We start from the raw sequence: 19,608 nt of genomic DNA on the forward strand, positions 1-19,608 counted from the left end.
CCTGCCACGTCTCCCCGCCGCCTCGCTGGAGGCGGCGGGGAGGCACAAACTCTAACGATCGGAGATCTGCATGAGAATAGTAAAAGCAATTATAGGATCACTCTTGGTTTTAGGCGGCGTAGGGCTCGCACTGTTGGGCGGCCTTATCGTGTGGCAGCTGCGCTCCTGGCCCTCAATCGGCGGTTTCGTCGTCCTCTTTGGCCTAGGCCTGGCCATTGCTTACGTTGGTTATGAGCTAGTGAGAGGCGAGAGCGTCAAGGATGCCTTGTACTTCCTAAGCTTCTTCCATTAGGCGCACACGAGAAACGATGTATCGCAAGGAAATATCAAGCTAAGCGGAGACCCGCCCATGTCGAATCAACCAACCTACACAGTGAGTAACTATGCCTTTCTTATGCGCCTAATATTCGGCATCCTGTTCACGATTGGGACCTTCGGGTTCTTCTTGCCATTCCTCATTGCCATGATTGTCGGGACGGTCACCGTCAAGGTCTGGGTGGACGACAACGGCGTCAGCTGTAAGAGCGGCTGGCTGTTTCGCAAGTACCGACACATCCCCTTCGGCCGGATTAACAACGTGGTTCTGTCCACCACGCCTCTCGGCGACTGGTGCGGCTATGCGCATATCGAGTTCTACACGGGTAATGACCGCGAGACCATCCGCCTACGTAGCATCGACAACGCAGCCGAGCTAAAGATGGTTGTGGAGCAGCAGACCGGCGCAAGGCGTTAGATGCGTTTGACCTTATAATCTGAGTAGCTACGACGGGAAGAAGCGTCTATCGCCGCATCTTCGTGAGGAGGTCAACCAGCTCTTCATACTCCCGACTGCCCGTCAGCCTGCGTAGCTTCTCGCGGTCTTCCGCATTGCTGTTCCGCTGGATGTAACGGCATAGCGGCAGCGCCGCCGCGAGCAGCGACGAAGCCAGGAAGACGGCCCGGTCTTCGACCTGTGTCTTTGCCATGCTGATCTCCTCAGTCTCGTTGGCCGGGGGCTGCTCGCATCTACAGCGCTTCCAACCCCTGACGCACTCGCCGTAGAAGCTCCTGGTCCACCTGCGGCGCCGGGGTCCGGTCGATCGGCGCAGCCTTCGACCGCACTCGCTTCGGAAGGCCGTGCTCAGTCAGCTCGTACACCGGTGGTTCCAGCTCGCACCACACGACCCGGCCGCCATTGGTCGGGTAGGAGTTCCAACGCGAGCACAGCGCCGTCACTGCGTCGGCCCACGTCGGTGGCTTGTCATGGCGGTCAACCACCTCGACAATGACGCCGTTCTCCAGGAGCACCAGGCGCACCCGGATGAGGGCGAGGTCGGCCAGCTCCACCCAACTAGGGGACGGGTCAGGCACGCCGGTCAGCGTCACCGCCTGCTCGATCAGCTCAGTCAGCACGGCTTCGGCGTTGTCGGCCAGCTCGGTGCGCTGCCACTCCGTCAGCGTGTAGTGAAGGAACATCGTGCCGACGCTCGCCGCCGTGGACGTCGCAGCCAAGGTCAGGTCGGCTATCGCCTTGGGCTGGGGCCGCTCAGTCATCGGCCGCGGGGCGGGGATGGTTGGCGCGCTCATCGGCTCCGGCCGAGAGCGCAGGTCGCCTGCTACCGCCGTCATCGACAACGCCTCCTTCAACGACCATTCCGGCGGCGCTCTCGGCCCGCTGCTTGATGTGCTCGGCCAGTCGCACGAGCCGCAAGGCAAAGGTGATCTGCTCGTCCCGGGAGATGTGGTCGCTCAAGATGCCCGCGACAAACTGGCCGGTGTCACCCGTGATGTCCTTGAGCTGCTGGACGATGCCCATGTTCAGGTCGCGCCGATCCATCACGTCCCGCCCGGTGTCAGCACGAGCACGTTGGCGTCCAGCTCCAGGCGCTCAACCATGTGGTTGCGAAGCAGCCGATGGGACGACAAGTGGTCCATAGACGGGACAACCACATGCCGCGCCTCAGCCCGTTTGAGTTCAGCAATCAGCTCCTCGAACGCGGCGCGTGACCCGTCCTGGTACTCGAAAAACGTCGTGGCGTAGCAGAAGCCCTCGGTTGCGGCGTAGTGCTTCAGCTCCTCGACGGTCCGCGCGAGGTCATCGTCCGGCACGTCATCAGGAGCGCGTAGATAGCCGTACATCAAGGGCTTCACGGGTGTTCTCCGTACGCTTGATGAGCAGACCGGCGACGGGTTCGTACCTCGGCGGGCGTCCAGGCGTCGCCGGTCTGCTCGGCTTCTCGGGGGTCGCGTCAGAGCGCGAGATTGTGCTCCGCGTGTACCGCTCGCTCGCACGGGAAGGCACAGCCGCAGACGGCGCACAGGTCGCGGTCGTTGGTGTGCTCGTTCAGGACCACGGTGGCGAGCTGGTGAAGTGCTTCGACTTCACGGCCGACGTCCGGGCCGGTGACCGTTACGACCATTTCGACTCACCCCGCCGCCGGGGCGAAGAACGTCAGCAGCCGGTCGCGGATGAGCGCCGCGGACTGTTCGGGAGGCCGCTTGTTCACGTCCACCCGCAACACGTCGAAGCCCGCCTGAATCAGTCGCTCAGTGGCCTGTCGGTAGAAGTGCGCCTCAGCGTGTGAGCTGCCCGGCGAGAGCTGGAAGCGGTTGTGCGGCCCGCGCTCGCTCAACCGCTCTGAGATGACCTCGGGGTCGGCTTCGAGGATGACGGCGAGGTCAGGCCGGTCAGCCTCGACGTTGAGTTGCCAGAGGAAGGCCGGATCAACGCCGTCGAACCGCTGCATCACCAGACCTGACGGGATGTACCTGTCACTCAGCACGACGCGGCCGGCCTCGGTGTTCGGCCGGACTTCGACCTCAAGGTGGTGGTAGCGGTCGGCCGCGTACAGGCAGGCCAGTGTGTGACCGGTGGTCGTCTCGGTCAGCTCGCGGCATAGCGCGCCGATAGGGCCGCCACTGGGCTCGGCGGTGACGTGTACCTCCTCGCCAGCGGCGGCGAGCAGCTGGGCGAGGTGCTGGACGATCGTGGACTTCCCGGCGCCGCTCGGCCCGTCGACGCTGACGAACAAGCCACGCTGATGATCAGAAAAGGGCCGGAGGTTCATGCCTGCCCCCTCGTGGTGGCCGCCAGCTCGATAGCCGCCATGTCCTCGGGGGTGAGCTTGATCTGATTGGCCGCCAGGTTCTCGTGGAGGTGCGTACTGCTGCTGGTGCCGGGGATCGGTGTGATGACCGGGGACCTATGCAGGAGCCAGGCAAGCGCGAGCTGGGCGGGTGCCGCGCCGTAGTCCTCTGCGACCTCGCCCAGGGCGCTCGGCTTGATGAGCGCTCCGGACGCGATCGGCGCGTACGGCACGAAAGTGATGCCAGCCGTCTCGCAGTGCTGGAGCACGTCTTCTGATGCCTGGTCGGTGAGGTTGTACTTGTTGCTCACCGCTGCGATGTCCGTAAGTGCGCCGGCCGTTCGGAGCTGTTCCACGGTGACCTTGGACAGCCCGATATTGCCGATCTTTCCTTCCGCCTGCATGTCCCGCAGCACGCCGAGCTGGTCTTCCAAGGGAACAGCGGGGTCGATGCGGTGGAGGTAGTACAAGTCGATCCGTTCGAGCTGGAGTCGCCGGAGACTCATCTCGACGCATTGCCGCAGGTATTCCGGCCGCCCACACGGTGCCCACCGGTTGGGGCCTTGCCGAGTCATGCCGCCCTTGGTGGCGATGACCAAGCCGTCGGGGTACGGACGCAACGCCTTGCGGATGTACTTCTCCGCAGTGAACGGGCCGTAGGCGTCAGCGGTGTCGATGTGAGTCACGCCCGCGTCGACAGCGTCGCGGAGCACCTGCATGGCCTGCTCCGGGTCGTCCGGCGCGGCCCAATGGCCAGGGCCGGTGAGCTGCATGGAGCCGAAGCCGATGCGCCTGTCGCTAGAAAAGAGCATCTTCGTCGACCTCCTTGGGAGGTTGACCACGCAGCTCTTCCAGGCTTGCGGCCTTCGTGGCGAGCAACACGAACAACCGGGCCGCGACCAGCGCGTCATAGGTCGCTCGGTGCGGGCTGAGACCTTCCGGCAGTCCCTCGGCCAGCTTGAACGCCTCGACCAGGTTCCCGAGCCGGTAGCTGTCCATCCCCGGTACCAGCCGCCGCGCCAGCTTCAGCGTGTCGAAAACCTCGGGCGGCTCCCAGCCGGTGAGCTTGCGCTGAAGAACGCCGAGATCAACGTGCGCGTTGTGCGCCACGATCGCCGGGTGCGAAAGCGCCATGAGGACATCGAGCTTCATGTCCTCGAACGTCGGGCAGTCAGCCACGTCTTTGTTGGTCAGGCCGTGGATGCGGGTGGCGAAGTGCTTGATCGGTGCGTCCGGCTTGACCAGCCAGCTCACCGGCTCCCCGATGACGCCATCGACCACCGGCACGGCGGCCAGCTCCACCAGGTCGGGCGGCTGCTGGCCGTTGCCCTCGACGTCCACGACCACGAAGCTCAGGCTCGTCCAGTCAGTCATCTTGCTTCTCGCCCTTCCAGCCGATGTCGGCGCGGCCATGCCGACGTTCACGGTGCGGGTGGCGCACGTCGTGTACCTGGAAGCCGAGGGCGTGTTGCAGGTAGTAGCGCGGCTGCTCGGTCTCCAGGCCGGACACCACGGCCGCCCGCTCGGTGATGTCCACGACTACAAGACCACGAGCCTCGGGCAGGGTGCTGGCGACCTCCCGCAACCGCTCGGGTGACGGCTCACGGTGGGCGTTGGCGCAGAGTTCGAGCTGACTGAGCGGACAGATGTCGCACAGTTCGCGCCCGATGCCGTAGTGGCCGTTGTAGTCGGGGAGGCCATGCGCGTAGGCGACCGCGCAACTGGTCTTGCGGAACAGCGGCGTTGCGGCATCGAACGTGGCCAGGACGCGCGCCTCCAGCGTCTCGGGCACGATCTTCCGTCGGGCAGTGTCCTCGTACGGTTCGGGTAGGCCGTTGGCCTTGTAGTAGTCCGCGATCTCGTCCCGGTAAAACAGGCCGGTGAACACCGTGGCGTCGGCGCACTGGGCCAGTCGGTAGGCCGCATCCAGGTGTTCCGCTGTGTCGTTGAGACCCGGCACCAGCGGGCGCCAGTAGAGGACTGTCCGGTACCGGCGGCGCGCCGGCCTGCTCATGAGCTTCAGCGACTCAGCCGCTACCGACGAGGGGTAGGGCTCGATGTCCTTGTTGTCGATGCCGCTGTAGGTGAACAGCAGCGTCAGCTTGATGTGCTGGAGCTGGTTCAGCCGCTCGACGTCTTCCGGCTTCATCTGGTGCCGCGTGATGACGAGCACGTGGTTGGTCAGGCCGCGCGAGTCCAGGTCTTCCAGCACGGCGAGAGTGTGCGGCCGGACGGCCGGGAGGAACGGGTCGGTGGCTCGGTTGAACACCTGCACCGGGGTCACGTGCGGCTGGAAGTACCGGTGAGTCACCAGCTCCTCGACGGCCTGGGCGTTGGACATGAGCGCCCGCGGCACCCGCTGATCCCAGAGGCCGTAGGTGTGCCGGATGCAGTACGCGCAGTCCAGCGGGCACCCCTGGATGTGGTTCAGACTCAGCCCGCTCTTGCGGTACTCCACGACTTCGCGGGCGCGTTCCGGAAGCTTGTCGATCTGATCCCTGCTCAGCAGGGCAACACGGGTCGCCACTGGCTACTCCCAAGTCCCTTGTGGGCGGACGCGGTTCGGCGTCCCCATCCGGAGAGTAGAGAGGAAAGAAGGCGGTGAATAGAAAGTTTCTTAATATTTCTCGAAACGCCACGAACGAGTGACTGGCCACGAAACCAAGGGAATGGCCTTCGCGCCAAAGCTAGGAAGCAAGAAGGTGCTCGTGGAGCTCGTCTACCTCACCGGCTCGGCGTACGAGGTCCTCAAGGAACGGTCTGAAATAGCGAGCTATCTCCTCGTCAAGAACGACGTGGTCAAGGTTTTCCAGCATCACCATCATCGTGAGCCTAGCGAGGCCTAGGGGGACTTGGGGCCGGACTTCATAACTACTCAGGTTCGGCGAGAACTCGCCATCCTCGAAAATAAGGTGGTTGCGGTATAGATCGTTCCAGTCGCCATGTGTTTCAACAGAGCCCATGCGGTAGCCAAGGTAAACGTTGGGGCCGAGTAGCTTGATGCGTTCCTCTGCCGTGGGATAGCCAATCTTCGCTCGACCAGGCAGCTTCGATACGTCGTCGATGCCGGCCGCCTTTGCTGTGGCAGCGATTGAGCGTTTCATCCGCTCTTCGATGGGCCATTCTTCACCATTTCGAGCCTTGACGTTCTTCTGGACATCCTGAAGGAGTTCGCGCTCAGCGATCAAGCTGTTCATTACGTACTGGTCGAAGCGGGCACCCGAGCCGTCATCGCCAACCAGGTAAACGAGCGTCGCAAGGGTCTCGATGGCGTCGCGATTTACACTCAGCTGCTGAAACGTCTCTTTGCTATTTAGCTCACGGAGTGTCAGGCGAAGCAACTTGCATACACGAACCACGAGGCCACGCAAAATGGCATCATTCCGCGTCAGTGACGACGGTGGCTTCAGGCCTGCCAAAATGGCTTGCCAGTGCGTCGCCTCACGGAGGAGATAGAAAGCGGCCTCCATGTAGGGTGCTTCACTGGTTGTCTTGTTGAGCTTGTCGAAATCCGGCCGGTAAGCAACCGGAAGCTGTTCGTCTTTCATTTCTTCGTATGGCATGTTCTCATTTTACTTCCAGAGCGATCTTGGCACACGTGATTTTTGCGCAGATATCAAGAACCCTCGTCAGCGGCCTCTGGTGCAAGGTCGTCGATCACTCGGTTAATGATCGTCCGTGCACTCCGCCCGTAGCTGGCTACAGCGGCCAGGTTGTCGAAGATGCCGCTGTAGAGAGTCAACTCCTGCGGCTGGGCGAGGTTCAGCTCTGCCGAGAAGGTCTCGACCATCACGCGGTCAGCGTCGAGAATCCAGAAGCCGTGGGCGGGCGCCACCACGTAGGCAGTCTCAAACCCGATGATCCCGAGCTTCACGTTCGGTAGGGCGGTCAGGGAGACGAGGCGGTCAAGCTGTCCCAACATGATTTCCGGCGGACACAGCCGGTAGCGCAAGGCGGCCTCGGTCAGCACGAAGTGAAACCGCTTGTCCGGCCGGTACAGGATGTCCTGGCGCTGCATCCGGGCGGCAACCGCTTCGTCAATGTCGTTGCGCACCTTGAACACAGTGATGCTCTGGGCGAAGCGATACCGGGCATACTCGGCGGTCTGGAGCAGGCCAGGGATGAACGTGGACTCGAACGCTCGGAACAGCCGTGTCTTCGCGTCGAGGTCAGCGATCTCCTGCTGATGCGGCTTCAGCCCGACTCGGAGCTGACGTTGCCACTCGGCGTGCTGGACTTCGAGGGTGTGCAGCGAGGCCAGGAGCGCTTCAGCCTCGTCCTCACTGCCCGTGGCCTCGGTCCAACTGCGGATGTCGTCGTCAGTCGGCGTCTGGCGACCGTTCTCCAGCTTGCTGACCTTAGAAGGCGGCCACGACAACGACTCCGCGAGCTGCCGGCCGCTGAGATCAGCAGCCGAGCGCAGCTCGCGGAGTCGCTTGCCGAGCGCGTCACGCGCTTCGTGAACGCTAGTGACGCCTGTCGTTCGTTTCGGTGGCAAAGTCGTCCCGTCGTACGGCGAGGTGCCAGGCGGCGTCTCGCCAGTAGTTGTGCTTCACGACCTCGGCGGGGTCTTCGATCAGTTCGCCGCCCAGGAAGTTCTCATCGTCATCGAAGTGCATTCGCACCAGCTTGGACGAGTCGAACAACCAGTAGTCGTAGTCCGGCAGATCTGCCGCGTCGTCACGGGCCAGATATCGAGTGACCTCCCCGACCGCGTTGGTGAAGCCCGAGCAGTAGATGCCGAACCGGCTGTAGTCGGTGAGCGGAAGGCTCACGACTCGGACCCGCGAGAACAGCCGGCCCGCCGCGGTGGCCTCCTGGATCATGCTCAGCCAGTTCTGGAACCAACCCATGTCCACCGGCTCACCAGCTGTGAACTGGTCGAGTGCCTGGGCCTCGTTCGCGGACTTGTAGAGGTCGCGCGTCTCCAGCCGGTAGGCGGTGTGCTCGAACGTGCGGAAGAGCTTGCCGAACTCCGGGCCGGGCTCGATCATGCGGCTCAGCTCTGGCCCTCCTGCTCCAGGTAGCGGAGTGCGTACATCTTGAGCACGTCTTCGGGGATCTCGATCAGGGTCTCGTGATCCGGCACGGGACCGATGTCGGCGAGCGCCTGGGGGTCGGTGACCTTCCAGCCCTGCGCGACGTAGGTCACGCGGTCGGTGCGGTCGGTGGCGAACAGGGTGGGTGACTGCCCCTCCTGCGAGTTGGGGTCCTTGCCGAGGAAGCGAGCACGCATGGTGACCTCCGTTGCGAGAAACTTGGCGAACCGTTCTCGCCCATCGTGGCGTAGGGCGTCCAGGCGGTCAACGGCACACGGAGAGTGAGTGTCGGGGCGGCGTATGTTGGCCCAGCGCTACTTATCGTGCTGCCCACGGTCCCGAAAGGCGTCCTGGTCGATCACATAAAGTATTACGACGACTTCCGGCATTGGCCGTCAGTCTCCTGGGTTATCTACCCCCGTCAGCAACCTCCCGCCCTCCATCCCAAATCTATCCACCACCAGGAACGCCTTGCCCAGCTCGTTGAGCGTCAGCTCAAGCCGATAGAAGTCGACCTCGCCGCCGCCGTTGCGGTACGGCCGGATACGTTCTGTATCCAGACCGCGCTTCCACTCCTCGAACGGCACCGCCGCGAAGACCTCATACTCATCGTCCCAAATACTGCAATCTGCTCTGTACTGGTCATACTCCGTCCCGTCGTACGTCTCCGGGTGCACGTGGGCGTCAGCCCACGCGAACAGCTTCGGCACCACCTCGGCGTAGCTGGCGAGACCAAGGAACACGCCCCAACTGGCCAACTTCTCGGGTTCCTCGCCGTCCTCGTTGTCTATGCCTAGACGAATGTCGCCTCGTCCTGAGCCCTTGTTGATCCACTCCTCCATGTCGACCACCAACCGCTTGCCGCTGGCCAATAGCTCCATCCATGGCTTGGCCAGCTGCAGTTCACGGATACGCAGCTGGTATGGGTCGCCCTCGGCAGCCTCCCAGAGGGCCTTTCGGGCGGTCGCATCCAGCACCTGGACTTCCGGCACCAGGAGCTTCCAGCCGCCGGTGGATGTCTCCTGGAGCGTCTTTCGGTTCACCAACTGCCAGTGGCAGCGCTTCGTCTCCGGGTGGTACAGCACCACGGCCACCGGCAGCGAATGGTTGAGCCAGTAGGCCACGTGCTCGGCGTCCGGCCGGAACCACCAACCCTCTGGCGCCGCCTCCCGGAACCAGCTCATCCCACTCTTGATCTGCAGCGCCAGCAGCCGGCCACGGACGTCCTCGCCGTCGACAACCTCGGCATGCGCGTCAATGCCGTAGTCCTCGGTGGGCTGCTCGCGGAACAACCACTCCAGCTCGTCCTCGACGGCGAGCTTGGTGCGGGTCACCCCGATAGTGGCGACCTTGGCAGATGGTTTACGGCGCATCACGGCTCCATCTTCTGCTGGAATGGGCTCGGCAAGCGTTTGCACCAGAAGCTGCCGTCATCGTCCTCAATCTCGTACTCCTCACCCGGCAGCTTCTCGTACAGTCCCGAGATGACCTCCGCGGTGTCGGCAGCCTTGCAGTGCGCGCCATCTGGCTCGGTGCGGATCAGGTAGGCCATGGGGCACTCGCACGCCGTCCCAAAGACATAGAACCGACCGTGCATCGCCTCGCCGACGAGCGCGGCAGGGTAGTACACGACGTGCTTGCCGCAGATTGTTGGCAGCTCGACCATGCCGCCCACGGCCTGGCTCGGCGTCAGCTCAGTTGCGGGCTGCCAGGGTTGCAGCTCGATGTGCTGCTCGGTCGAGTGGCAGTCCTTGCCACCGGCGAAGTCCAGGAACCCGTCATCGTTTAGGAGCGTCCCGCTCGGCCAGGTGACCGGCCCTGCAGGCGGCCAGAACTGAGGCAGCCGACCGGACACGCGGACTTGGAGGCTCGGCGTCGTGAACCGCACCCCATGGAGCACGAGCTGTCCGAGCAAGATGGTCATGGCGTAGGCCTGCGGCCGGTCGGGCTCCGGCAGGCCGTCGACGCGCACCGCCAACGGCGTGACCCGGATCGACCAGCCGCGAACTCCTTCGTATCGTCCGGCCCAGAACCGGCTTGCCGGGAGCGGCCGGAGTTCGTCCCGGAGCGCGTACAACTCGTGGTACTCCGAGTCCGGGAGTCCGTAGCCTCTGTCCCGGTCCGCCTCGGAGGACACCAGCATCGCCGTAAGCGCGGTCTTCTGTACCCACGCCGCGATTGCACCCTGGTCCGCCGCCTCGAGGCGGCCGGACTGGCCGACGATGAGCGGGGTTAGGACGCGCTGCGCGACGACTTCGAGGCGGCTCATCCAGCCGTGGTTGCAGTCGCCGCAGACGTCTCGGACTTTCTGGCGGAACGGCGGGCGCACGCCGAGTTCGCGCCCGATGCGGTTCAGCCAACCAGCGCCGTGCGGCACCGGATCAAGGTCAAGGCCGATCTTGCTCAGCCAGTCTCCAAGCACATGCTCGCCGGTGAGGGTATCGGCGGAGCCGCAGAAGACGCAGGTAGCGGGCATGGATCAGCCAGCCTGGGTTGGGTCCGGCGCGACCCACCCCGGGGGCGATTGTGTGGATGCGCGTAGGAACCGCTCGACGTCGAATCGGTGCTCGCGCAGCCGCCGCCCGGCGGTCTCCAGCTGCTCCTCGGTGAACAGTTCCCGGTACCACGGCAGCAGCACGAACGCTTCGACGCTCATCTCCAGTCGTCCGTGCTCCCAGAGGGTGGTGAAGCCGTCCGAGGCGTCCCGTCCGCGTAGCAACTGGCGGGCGGCTTCGGCACCGCCCAGTTCGCCGACCATTTCCATGAAGCGGGTCGCGTTGTAGTTGATCTCCCGCTTGAGGCGTTCGACGCCGAGCACCATGGCGCGGTGGAACTGCCGCTCCGCCTCGCTGGTCACGACGCTCCCCGGATGCTCTGGAGGAACTTCGCGGAGCCGTCGTCGAGGAGCCAGAACGACCAGCCGTTGCGGTTAGGGCTGACACCAGGCTTGTAGTGCGCCACCACGGCGCGGGCGGCACCGGTCGGCGTCTTGAAGCTCTGCCCACTGAGCGGCCCCGACGTGATGTCGATGCGCGTCGTCCTCGGGTCGTACCTGCCCTGCGTGCGGTGGCCCTCGTAATCCGCGTAGACCGTCACGCCGCTCGCTGCTTCCGGTTGCTCCGTTTTCTCCGTCGTCGTAGGGGGTGGCATGCTGGCGGCGGCCACCAACCGTGCCACCACCTCGCCTGCTGTACAGCCACTCATGCGGGCCGCGAACTCCAGCGACTGGTAGGTCTGCGTGTCCACCTCGACTGTCTCCGTCATTGCGCCTCCTCTCTCTAGTGAGAGAGTAGCGACAAGAGAGGAGATAGAGCAAGCAAAAGGAGAGGACGGAGAATGTTGGAGGTCGGGCGGCAACCAGCCGCAGGGATGTGCACCGCCGGTCTGGCTCCACGGTGTACCCACGACGCCGGGCCGTGCGCCATCCTCGTGACTGTCGGTGGTGGTCCGTAGAATCTCCCCGTGAGCGATTCAGACAAGTCCCAGCTGACCGAGACGGAGATCCGTACCCGGTACATCACGCCCGCCCTGAGTACCGCCGGTTGGCCCCTGACCTCGCTCCGCGAGGAGTACTACTACTTCTCGGCTGGACGCATCCAGGTGGTCGGCAAGAAGGGTGTGCGCAAGAAGCCCAAGAAGGTCGACTACCTGTTGGAATGGCGTCCCAACCTCCCGATCGCCGTGGTCGAGGCCAAGGACAACAACCACGAGCCGGGCGACGGGATGCAGCAGGCGATCGAGTACGCCGAGCAGCTTGACGTACCCTCGGTCTTCACCAGCAACGGCGACTCCTTCGTGTGGCACGACCGCACTGGCAGCCGGCCCGATGTCGAAGTCGAGATCCCGCTGGAGCAGTTCCCCTCTCCTGAAGCCCTCTACCAGCTGTACAAGCAGTGGAAGGGCATCGAGGACGCCGACGAGCCGGTGATCGCAGGTCAGTTCCATGACGACGGGTCGGGACGTCGGCCGCGCTACTACCAGCGGATCGCGGTCAATCGCACTATGGAAGCGATCGCCAAGGAGCAGAAGCGGCTGTTGCTCGTCATGGCCACGGGGACGGGTAAGACCTACACCGCCGCTCAGATCATCTGGCGCTTCATGGAGTCCTTCCGGGCGATCAACCCGGACAAGGGCCAGGCCCGCGTGCTGTTTCTGGCCGACCGCAACATCCTGATCGACCAGACCATGATGAACGACTTCGCCATGTTCAAGGGGCGCATGGCCAAGCTCAGCGCCTCGCGCGGCACCATCTCCAAGGTGGCGAACGCCGACGACCCGGACGGCGGGGGCAGCAAGGTCGTTGACAAGAGCTTCGAGCTGTACCTGTCGCTGTACCAGGCGGTGACCGGTACTGAGGAGATCGACAACGTCTACAAGCAGTTCTCGGAGGACTTCTTCGACCTGATCATCGTCGACGAGTGCCACCGTGGCAGCGCCCGCGAAGACAGCGCCTGGCGCGGCATCCTGGAGTACTTCGGCTCCGCCGTTCAGCTGGGCATGACGGCTACGCCGAAGGAAACCAAGACCGTCAGCAACAGCGACTACTTCGGTGACCCGCTCTACACCTATTCGCTGAAGCAGGGCATCGACGACGGCTTCCTGGCACCGTACAAGGTCATCCGCACGGCGCTGGACGTCGACACTTTCGGCTGGCGCCCTGAGGAGGGGCAGCGTGACGATGCTGGCAACCTGATCCCGGACCGGCATTACACAGGCGAGGACATCGATGATTCGATCGTCTTCCCGGAGCGCGACAAGCGGGTTGCCGAGCGGATCACCGAGTACCTAAAGAGCACGGATCGCTACGCCAAGGCGATCGTATTCTGTCAGGACATCCCGCACGCCAACCGCATGCGCCGGATACTGGCCAACCTCAACGCCGATGAGGTCCGCAAGGACTCCCGCTACGTCATGCAGATCACCGGCGACGACCAGCAGGGCAAGCAGGAACTCGACAACTTCATCGACCCCGAGATGCCGTACCCCGTGATCGCCACGACATCCAAGCTCCTCGCGACCGGCGTCGATGCCCAGACCTGCAAGCTCATCGTGCTCAACAGCCGGGTCGAGAGTATGACCGACTTCAAGCAGATGATCGGTCGCGGCACGCGGGTGCGGACGGACTACGACAAGTGGTTCTTCGTGATCATGGACTTTAGGAACGTCACCAAGCTGTTTGCCGACGAGAGCTTCGACGGCGACCCGGTCAAGGTCTACGAGCTGCCGCCCGACGGCGAGATGAGCGATGCCGTCGAAGAGCTGGACGACGTCGACGAGACCGCGGGCGAAGGCGAGGACGACGAAGGTCCGGAGCAGTGGGTCGAGCGGCCGGGAGCGCGCAACGTCCGTCGCAAGCGGATCGTGGTCAGCGGCCAGGCTGTGACGATCATCGGCGAACAGGTGCAGATGCTCGGGACTGACGGCAAGCCGCTCACCTCCAGCCTCAAGGAGTTCGTCCGCAGCGGCCTGCTGGAGCGGTACCCGACCGCAGACGCCTTCGTGAGCACCTGGTCGGCTGCGGATCAGCGATCGGCTCTGCTCGACGAGCTGGTGGACGCCGGCATACCACTGGAAGACCTGGTGGAACAGTCAGGCCTAGCGCTTGATCCATTCGACATGGCGCTCGATGTTGCCTACGAACGTCAGCCGATTGAGCGTCGGCAGCGGGCAGCAGCAGTCCACGCGAACGGCTACCTTGGCAAGTACCAGGGCCAGATGCGCTCCGTGTTGGAGGCGCTACTGGAAAAGTACGTCGAGTCCGGTGTGCGCTCGTTGGAGGACATCGGGGTGCTGCGGGTGGAGCCTTTCCGCTCGATGGGCGGCCCCATGGAGCTCATACGATCCTTCGGAACTCGCGAGACCTATTTCAAGGCCGTGCATGACCTTGAGCAGCAGTTGTACCAGGAGGCGCAGTGATTTCGTCCACGCTCATCAAGTCCATCCAAGACGTCATGCGGCAAGACCAGGGTGTGGACGGTGATGCGCAGCGCCTTAGCCAGCTCGTCTGGATGATCTTCCTGAAGATCCTGGATGATACCGAGCAGGAGCTGGAGCTGATGACCGAGGGCTACGTGCCGGCGATCCCAGCGCAGTACCAGTGGCGGGCCTGGGCGGGCGACGAAGAAGGCCTCACCGGTGATGATCTCAACGACTTCGTCAACAACGACCTCTTCCCGGCGCTGCGCAAGCTGAGCGGCGGCACCAACCCGCGGACCCTGATCGTGCGCGAGGCCTTCGAGGACTCGTACAACTACATGAAGAGCGGCACGCTGCTGCGCCAGGTGATCAACAAGATCAACTCGATTGACTTCACGGTGCGGGCCGACCGGCACCAGTTCAACGATCTCTACGAGAAGCTGCTGAAGGGCCTTCAGAGCGCTGGCAACTCAGGGGAGTTCTACACGCCCAGAGCGCTGACTGAGTTTGTGGTCGAGATGGTTAACCCTCTGCTCGATGAGCGTGTCTTTGACCCGGCCACCGGTACCGGCGGCTTCTTGGCCAACGCCATCGACCACAAGCGCAAGCAGGTCAAGACGGCGGACGACGAGAAGACCTTGCAAGCTTCGATCCGAGGTACCGAGAAGAAGCAGCTCCCCCACGTTCTCTGCCTCACCAACATGATCTTGCACGGCGTTGACGCACCGACGTCTCTGCGTCGTGCGAACACACTCGCTCGCCCACTTCGTGACTACGGACCCGGCGACCAAGTTGATGTAGTAGTCACGAACCCTCCCTTCGGAGGTGTTGAGGAACCCGGTATCGAGCAGAACTTCCCGGCTGACGTTCGTACACGCGAGACGGCTGACTTGTTCCTTGTACTGATCATCCGCTTGCTTTGCAATGGCGGACGCGCCGGCATGGTTCTGCCTGACGGATTTCTTTTTCGCCAGGGCGTCACGACGCGTGTGAAGGAACGCCTCTTCAAGGAGTGCAACGTCCACACGATCGTTCGTATCCCGCCATCTGCCTTCAGTCCATACACTGATATCGCTACGAACCTGGTGTTCTTCACCAAGGGTGAAGCGACGAAAGAGACCTGGTACTTCGAGCACCGCATCCCGGACCACCTCAAGGCATACGGCAAGACCAACCCGATCAAGGCTTCTGAGTTTGACGGTGTGCGGGCTTGGTGGGACAACCGGGAAGAGACTGACCAGGCTTGGCGGGTGCCGATCCAGACGATCAAGGATCGTGGGTATAACCTCGACATCGCCAACCCGAACCAGCAGGCGGACCCCGCAGCGTCGGGCTTGGGCAGTGCTGACGAGTTGACGATCGTCAACAAGTCAATCTCCGAGATCACAAGCGGCTTCTACGACCTGCTCACCACAGACACGACATTGGACCCCAGCACCTCCTTCATCTCGAACCTCACGACAGAGCTGGAGCTACCCGGCGTCACCGCAAAGCTCCGAAACTTGCTCCTCTTCGGCGCCTACCGAGGCCTGTTGTCACAGTCACAAGAGGGTGAGGCAAGCGGCCACGACATCGTAAAGAACCTAAGGAGTTCGCTGAGCAAGGCGACGACACGCTTGCTGGGGGCGGTGAACTTCACAACAGAGCCCGAGGAACCCATCCCCGCAACCTGGGCGTGGGCTCGGTTCGGCGAGGTTGCAGAGATCGCCAGCAACCTTGTGAACCCTGGCTCCTATCAGGACGCGATCCACGTGGCCCCCGACAACGTGGAGAAGGCCACCGGGCGTCTGCTCAACTGTCGGACCGTAGGTGAGGACGGAGTGACGAGCGCCAACCACTACTTCTTCGCTGGACAAATCCTGTACTCCAAGATTCGACCCAACTTGTCCAAGGTCGTTCGAGTGGACTTCGATGGACTCTGTAGTGCAGACATGTATCCGATCACGCCGAGCATTGACGTTGGCTACCTTCACGGTTTCATGTTGAGCGAGACGTTTGTGACAGCTGCTTCAACCCTGGCGAACCGAGTCGCTATGCCGAAGATTAATCAGAAGCAGCTCGCGAACCTCTTTGTGCCTTTGCCGCCAGAATCAGAGCAGAAGCAAATTTCTGCGCTACTGGAGCAGGGTTTTGCCTGGTTGCAGGAGCTTGATCGTCTACTGGAGCGTCGGGCGCAGCTTCGCATTGCCATCTCGGATTCATCCCTAAAGGATTACAAGCGCCAGTGGACGGATGCTCGTTACGGCACCGTCGATACTGAATAGGTGTCTCGTGCCGGGTTTGACGTCGACTCTTCGGAGGTGTGATCGGTCTAGCCGATCCGGCGTCTTGCCCTGGTTTGTCCGGTCGGTCGGTGCCGGGGCCTTCGCATGCGCTGCGGGGGCGTCGGGGTCCACCGGCCCGAGGTAAGGGGTTCTCCTCCTTCCTGGTGTTGTGGGGGTCAGGGCTGTTGCAAAGTCGGCTTGATCATGTGAAGGCGCTGGTCAGCGTGGTCGTGACTTTCTTCAAAAGTTCGGGCGACGACTGGCTGAATGCCGTCGGAAAAGCGGCCTGACTCAGGAAAAGGTGGCCGAGCTAAGGGTTGTCCCGTAAATGCTCTCCCGGCAGTTCGGGACGTGCCTGCCCTCGGGCGGTCGCGCTCGTCTAGCCGGCGAGGTTGAGGTTGTGCAGGCACGCGATGCCGAGCATCGCGTGGTGGACGCCGTCGTAAGTCACTTACAACGTTGCAGCTTGACCAGTAAGCCAATCTGAATGCTGCTGCCGGGTATTCCTTGCATGTAAGTAGGCCCGCCGCCCAGAGCTGTAGTGGCTCGGGCGACGGGCTTTTGCTCAGTACGTGAGCGCCTGACACTGCGTCTTGGACGCGGTCAGTAGCCTACGAATGAGCCGGGCGAACTTTCCTTCCTCGATGCTCGGTTCCAACGTCATGGACTCGAAGGCGATCCCATGCCGGATGGTCAGCCACTCGTCACCGCCTTCGACCTGATTGATGAAGCACAGGTCGCGGTAGTAGAACGCGGTGCCGATCGCCCAGTTGCCGTGTCCGATGTTCTGCTCCAGCTCCTCGACGGAGTAGCAGCCGACGAAGCTGTTCCGGGTGAACGGCGGGTCGTCCGCGGAGCTTATCCACGGGTTCTCGATGCCGAGCTTGAACCACTGCTCGCGCAGTTCATCGGCCAGCTCGGCGACGACTCGGACTTCCTGAGCGCCTTCTTGCGTCTCGACCTGCTGCAAGGCGTAGCGGTACGCCTCCGTCCAGTCGGTGAACACTTCCGGGTCACTCGTCCAGCCTGAGGCGCTGTCGGTCCAGAGCTGGACGCGGTAGCGCTCGCTGTTGAACAGCAGGTCGGTGAGGTCTCGCGGGGCCGAGGTGTCGTCACCGTGGCGGTTCGGCGGCCCGACGATGAGCGCTGGTCCCACGATCACGTCGTGGTTTCGGAACGCCGAGTTGTGCACCCACACGAGCGTGGTTGCTCGGTGGTTGACGCGTATCCGGTTCAGCTTGCCGGACTCGTTGAGGTACATCTCGGCCGGCGGCCGTTCGAGGCCGACGATCTGGAGGTTGCCTCCCACGATCTGCTGGTAGGCGTCGATGTCGCTCGTTTCGAACTGCTGGAGCCGGATCGGTTGACCCGGATCGACGGGTATGACGATGGCGGTAATCAAGGTTGCCGCTCGCTTCTGGACCGTTGGGCTGTTGCCTGGTGGGCGGTCCGTTCCACACCAGGCCGCTCCCCGTTGCGAGCCGGGGAACGGTCTGATGTGCAGGTGATGCGTTGGAGCGGAGGGCGGCCGGTTGGCCGCCGCTCCGCTCCGGGTTAGCAGGGGCTTCCGCTCTTACTTGGAAGCCTCACCGCTGCGACGCCGCGTCGACGTGGTGGTCTCGGTGGCGGGTTCGGCCGTCGGGTCTTCCGTCCCGAACAGGCCCTGGATTGCGCCGCGCCTGGCGGCTGCCTCGCGCTCGATCGCTTCGAGCGCAGCCTTGGCGCGGGCGGCGAAGTCCGGCTCCGCCTTCTTGGTGATGACGTACAGCTCGACCGCGCGGATGGCCGCGTCTCCCAGGGAGATACCGTCGAGCTGGGCGACGAGAGCGAACTGTGCGTGGAGGGCGTCGGGCACCTTGATGCCCAGAGTCTTCACGCTGCCGCCATTGCGGGGTTCCGTGGTCACGGAAGCCTCCTCGGTGTTGGTGCGGCCGGCCATCTCTGAGCTGAGATGACGACGACGGCCGCATGACACCGGGGAGGTGTCAGGCTGCTTTTCGCGGCTGACGCTTCGCGCGCTCAGCACGAAGCCGTTCCTCGGCCATCTCGGCGTACTTCGGATTCAGCTCGATGCCGATCCAGTCGCGGCCGTGCTTCTCGGCAGCCAGCGCGGTTGTCCCCGTGCCCATGAACGGGTCGAGTACGACTCCCGGCACGCCGTCCACCTCGCACCGGCAGGTTGGCTCCAGCACGCCGACAGCCAGGAGACGGCCGTCCCGGCGCTCCAGGGCGCGGTGCCACGGCTCGCCACAGGTCGGACAGACTCGTTCCGGGGTGGTCGCCAGGAGCGGACGCTCCACCAGGCTCATAGGGAAGGCGGCGAAGTGACCGCCTCGGAAGCCTGCGGTCGGCAATGTCCAGACGTCGCCGGGGTTCTTCCCCAGCGGGTGCCCCGACAGGCCAGAGGCCTTCAGGCGAGAAAGCCCGCGGTTGTCGTTGAGTGTCCAGCCCTTGCGGTTCGCCGCCCCGATGCCAGCAGGCGGGTAGCTGCTCGGTGCGGTGCTGGGGTTCTGGCGCTTGCCGGTGAGGAGTGGACGTCGGATGGGGTCGAGGTCGAAGTAGTAGCGCGGCGAACGAGTGAAGAAGTACATCAGCTCGTGCGTCGTGGTTAGCCGATCGGTGACGGACGACGGCATGGGATTGGTCTTGGCCCAGATGACCTCGTTGCGAAGCGTCCATCCGTCGCGGACCAGGGCCAACGCCACCCGTGCGGGACCAAGCAGCAGGCTCTTGGGAGCGGCGCCCTCAGCCGGACGGCGGGCGTAGCTGTCGCCAAGGTTCAGCCAGAGTGAGCCGTGTGGGCGTAGGACTCGGGCCAGATCACGGGCGACGAGCCGAAGGCCGTTCACCCAGCCGTCGACGTCCGGTTCGGCTCCAAGTTGCTTGTCATGGCCGTAGTCGCGGACGCCGTAGTACGGCGGGCTGGTGATGATGGTGTCCACGGAGGCGGCCGGTAGATCGGCCAGGCGCTCGCGGACGTCCCCGATGAGGATCGTGTTGCGAGGGAGATTCGTGGCGTCCGCTGACTGCGGGCCGCTTTGAAGATCACCTCCTAGCTGTGTAGGTGGTTGCATGGGTGTGTTCTCTGTTTAGTTGTTGAGGGGTGCCCCGACGCCCTGGTGAGGACGCCGGGGTGTAGCCGGGCCGCGTGGCCCTGGCCGTGGGCGCCGAGTTCGTTCTAGCCTTGACCTGCGTGTTCGCGGACGTACCGCGCCAGCACAGGGTTCAAGTTGAGTCCCCTCTGGGACACATACTGGTACCCCACGGGATGCCGAAGAGTGCTGGTTGAGATCCATCTCAGCCAGCACTTTCTGTTTCCCGGAG

General features: G+C 63.5%; 23 protein-coding genes. 3 read left to right on the forward strand and 20 right to left on the reverse strand.

All coding sequences use genetic code 11. The features are described from left to right. Positions 1 to 349 precede the first annotated feature (349 nt). Positions 350 to 733 carry a PH domain-containing protein gene (locus GA0115259_RS07575; protein ID WP_093592724.1) on the forward strand — a complete coding sequence of 128 codons (384 nt, stop codon included), beginning with the start codon at positions 350 to 352 and terminating at the stop codon, positions 731 to 733. A gap of 46 nt (positions 734 to 779) precedes the next feature. Here GA0115259_RS07575 and GA0115259_RS07580 read toward each other — a convergent pair whose 3' ends face one another. The 17 genes from GA0115259_RS07580 to GA0115259_RS07655 form a co-directional block, all read right to left on the reverse strand. Beyond that, the gene (locus GA0115259_RS07580; protein ID WP_093592727.1) at positions 780 to 965 is read right to left on the reverse strand and encodes a hypothetical protein; all 186 of its coding nucleotides are present in this window, start codon (positions 963 to 965) and stop codon (positions 780 to 782) included. A 40-nt stretch (positions 966 to 1,005) separates the two neighbouring features. Further along, positions 1,006 to 1,566 carry an ATP-binding protein gene (locus GA0115259_RS07585; RefSeq protein WP_237539832.1) on the reverse strand — a complete coding sequence of 187 codons (561 nt, stop codon included), beginning with the start codon at positions 1,564 to 1,566 and terminating at the stop codon, positions 1,006 to 1,008. Next, a complete protein-coding gene (locus GA0115259_RS07590; RefSeq protein WP_176732467.1) occupies positions 1,526 to 1,816 on the reverse strand; it encodes a hypothetical protein in 291 nt (96 codons plus the stop codon). The genes GA0115259_RS07585 and GA0115259_RS07590 overlap by 41 nt, the downstream gene beginning before the upstream one ends. Next, positions 1,816 to 2,130, reverse strand: a complete 315-nt coding sequence (locus tag GA0115259_RS07595) for a recombinase family protein (RefSeq protein WP_093592736.1) — start codon at positions 2,128 to 2,130, stop codon at positions 1,816 to 1,818. The genes GA0115259_RS07590 and GA0115259_RS07595 overlap by 1 nt, the downstream gene beginning before the upstream one ends. Before the next feature lie 98 nt (positions 2,131 to 2,228). Then, positions 2,229 to 2,399, reverse strand: a complete 171-nt coding sequence (locus tag GA0115259_RS40060; protein WP_176732468.1) for a hypothetical protein — start codon at positions 2,397 to 2,399, stop codon at positions 2,229 to 2,231. Between the two features lie 6 nt (positions 2,400 to 2,405). After that, on the reverse strand, positions 2,406 to 3,047 hold the full coding sequence (tmk, locus tag GA0115259_RS07600; protein WP_093592740.1) for a dTMP kinase: 642 nt from the start codon (positions 3,045 to 3,047) through the stop codon (positions 2,406 to 2,408). After that, a complete protein-coding gene (locus tag GA0115259_RS07605; RefSeq protein WP_093592743.1) occupies positions 3,044 to 3,877 on the reverse strand; it encodes an aldo/keto reductase in 834 nt (277 codons plus the stop codon). Before GA0115259_RS07605 ends, tmk begins: the two co-directional genes overlap by 4 nt. Beyond that, positions 3,864 to 4,439 carry a 3'-5' exonuclease gene (locus GA0115259_RS07610; RefSeq protein ID WP_093592746.1) on the reverse strand — a complete coding sequence of 192 codons (576 nt, stop codon included), beginning with the start codon at positions 4,437 to 4,439 and terminating at the stop codon, positions 3,864 to 3,866. Before GA0115259_RS07610 ends, GA0115259_RS07605 begins: the two co-directional genes overlap by 14 nt. Then, positions 4,432 to 5,592 carry a radical SAM protein gene (locus GA0115259_RS07615; RefSeq protein WP_093592749.1) on the reverse strand — a complete coding sequence of 387 codons (1,161 nt, stop codon included), beginning with the start codon at positions 5,590 to 5,592 and terminating at the stop codon, positions 4,432 to 4,434. Before GA0115259_RS07615 ends, GA0115259_RS07610 begins: the two co-directional genes overlap by 8 nt. A 160-nt stretch (positions 5,593 to 5,752) precedes the next feature. Then, complete coding sequence (locus GA0115259_RS07620; protein ID WP_093592752.1) at positions 5,753 to 6,628, reverse strand: DUF5677 domain-containing protein; 876 nt, start codon at positions 6,626 to 6,628, stop codon at positions 5,753 to 5,755. 53 nt (positions 6,629 to 6,681) lie between these two features. After that, on the reverse strand, positions 6,682 to 7,563 hold the full coding sequence (locus tag GA0115259_RS07625) for a helix-turn-helix domain-containing protein (protein WP_093592755.1): 882 nt from the start codon (positions 7,561 to 7,563) through the stop codon (positions 6,682 to 6,684). Beyond that, positions 7,532 to 8,059: a DUF6879 family protein gene (locus GA0115259_RS07630; protein WP_176732469.1), complete on the reverse strand. Its 528-nt coding sequence runs from the start codon at positions 8,057 to 8,059 to the stop codon at positions 7,532 to 7,534. The genes GA0115259_RS07625 and GA0115259_RS07630 overlap by 32 nt, the downstream gene beginning before the upstream one ends. 5 nt (positions 8,060 to 8,064) lie before the next feature. Further along, the gene (locus GA0115259_RS07635; RefSeq protein ID WP_093592761.1) at positions 8,065 to 8,301 is read right to left on the reverse strand and encodes a hypothetical protein; all 237 of its coding nucleotides are present in this window, start codon (positions 8,299 to 8,301) and stop codon (positions 8,065 to 8,067) included. Positions 8,302 to 8,499: 198 nt separating this feature from the next. Continuing rightward, on the reverse strand, positions 8,500 to 9,438 hold the full coding sequence (locus GA0115259_RS07640) for a DUF4365 domain-containing protein (protein ID WP_256097939.1): 939 nt from the start codon (positions 9,436 to 9,438) through the stop codon (positions 8,500 to 8,502). A 38-nt stretch (positions 9,439 to 9,476) separates the two neighbouring features. After that, entirely contained in the window at positions 9,477 to 10,580 is a 1,104-nt protein-coding gene (locus GA0115259_RS07645) for a hypothetical protein (RefSeq protein WP_093592767.1), read from the reverse strand. Between the two features lie 3 nt (positions 10,581 to 10,583). Beyond that, positions 10,584 to 10,961, reverse strand: coding sequence for a hypothetical protein (locus tag GA0115259_RS07650; RefSeq protein WP_093592770.1), 378 nt, complete (start codon positions 10,959 to 10,961; stop codon positions 10,584 to 10,586). Next, positions 10,958 to 11,368: a hypothetical protein gene (locus GA0115259_RS07655; RefSeq protein WP_093592774.1), complete on the reverse strand. Its 411-nt coding sequence runs from the start codon at positions 11,366 to 11,368 to the stop codon at positions 10,958 to 10,960. Before GA0115259_RS07655 ends, GA0115259_RS07650 begins: the two co-directional genes overlap by 4 nt. 198 nt (positions 11,369 to 11,566) lie before the next feature. On the opposite strand from GA0115259_RS07655, the gene hsdR reads away from it, so the two are divergent. Next, a complete protein-coding gene (gene hsdR, locus GA0115259_RS07660; protein ID WP_093592777.1) occupies positions 11,567 to 14,020 on the forward strand; it encodes an EcoAI/FtnUII family type I restriction enzme subunit R in 2,454 nt (817 codons plus the stop codon). Beyond that, entirely contained in the window at positions 14,017 to 16,284 is a 2,268-nt protein-coding gene (locus GA0115259_RS40065) for an N-6 DNA methylase (RefSeq protein WP_161230314.1), read from the forward strand. Before hsdR ends, GA0115259_RS40065 begins: the two co-directional genes overlap by 4 nt. 565 nt (positions 16,285 to 16,849) lie before the next feature. On the opposite strand, the gene GA0115259_RS07670 is transcribed toward GA0115259_RS40065, so the two are convergent. From GA0115259_RS07670 to GA0115259_RS07680, 3 genes are all read right to left on the reverse strand, one after another. Further along, positions 16,850 to 17,686, reverse strand: coding sequence for a DUF3846 domain-containing protein (locus GA0115259_RS07670; protein ID WP_093592780.1), 837 nt, complete (start codon positions 17,684 to 17,686; stop codon positions 16,850 to 16,852). Between the two features lie 171 nt (positions 17,687 to 17,857). Next, on the reverse strand, positions 17,858 to 18,190 hold the full coding sequence (locus tag GA0115259_RS07675; protein ID WP_256097940.1) for a hypothetical protein: 333 nt from the start codon (positions 18,188 to 18,190) through the stop codon (positions 17,858 to 17,860). Positions 18,191 to 18,269: 79 nt separating this feature from the next. Further along, complete coding sequence (locus GA0115259_RS07680; RefSeq protein ID WP_093592786.1) at positions 18,270 to 19,226, reverse strand: DNA-methyltransferase; 957 nt, start codon at positions 19,224 to 19,226, stop codon at positions 18,270 to 18,272. Between the last annotated feature and the right edge of the window lie 382 nt (positions 19,227 to 19,608).

The sequence above is a fragment of the Streptomyces sp. MnatMP-M17 genome (assembly GCF_900091995.1).
Lineage (GTDB): Bacteria > Actinomycetota > Actinomycetes > Streptomycetales > Streptomycetaceae > Streptomyces.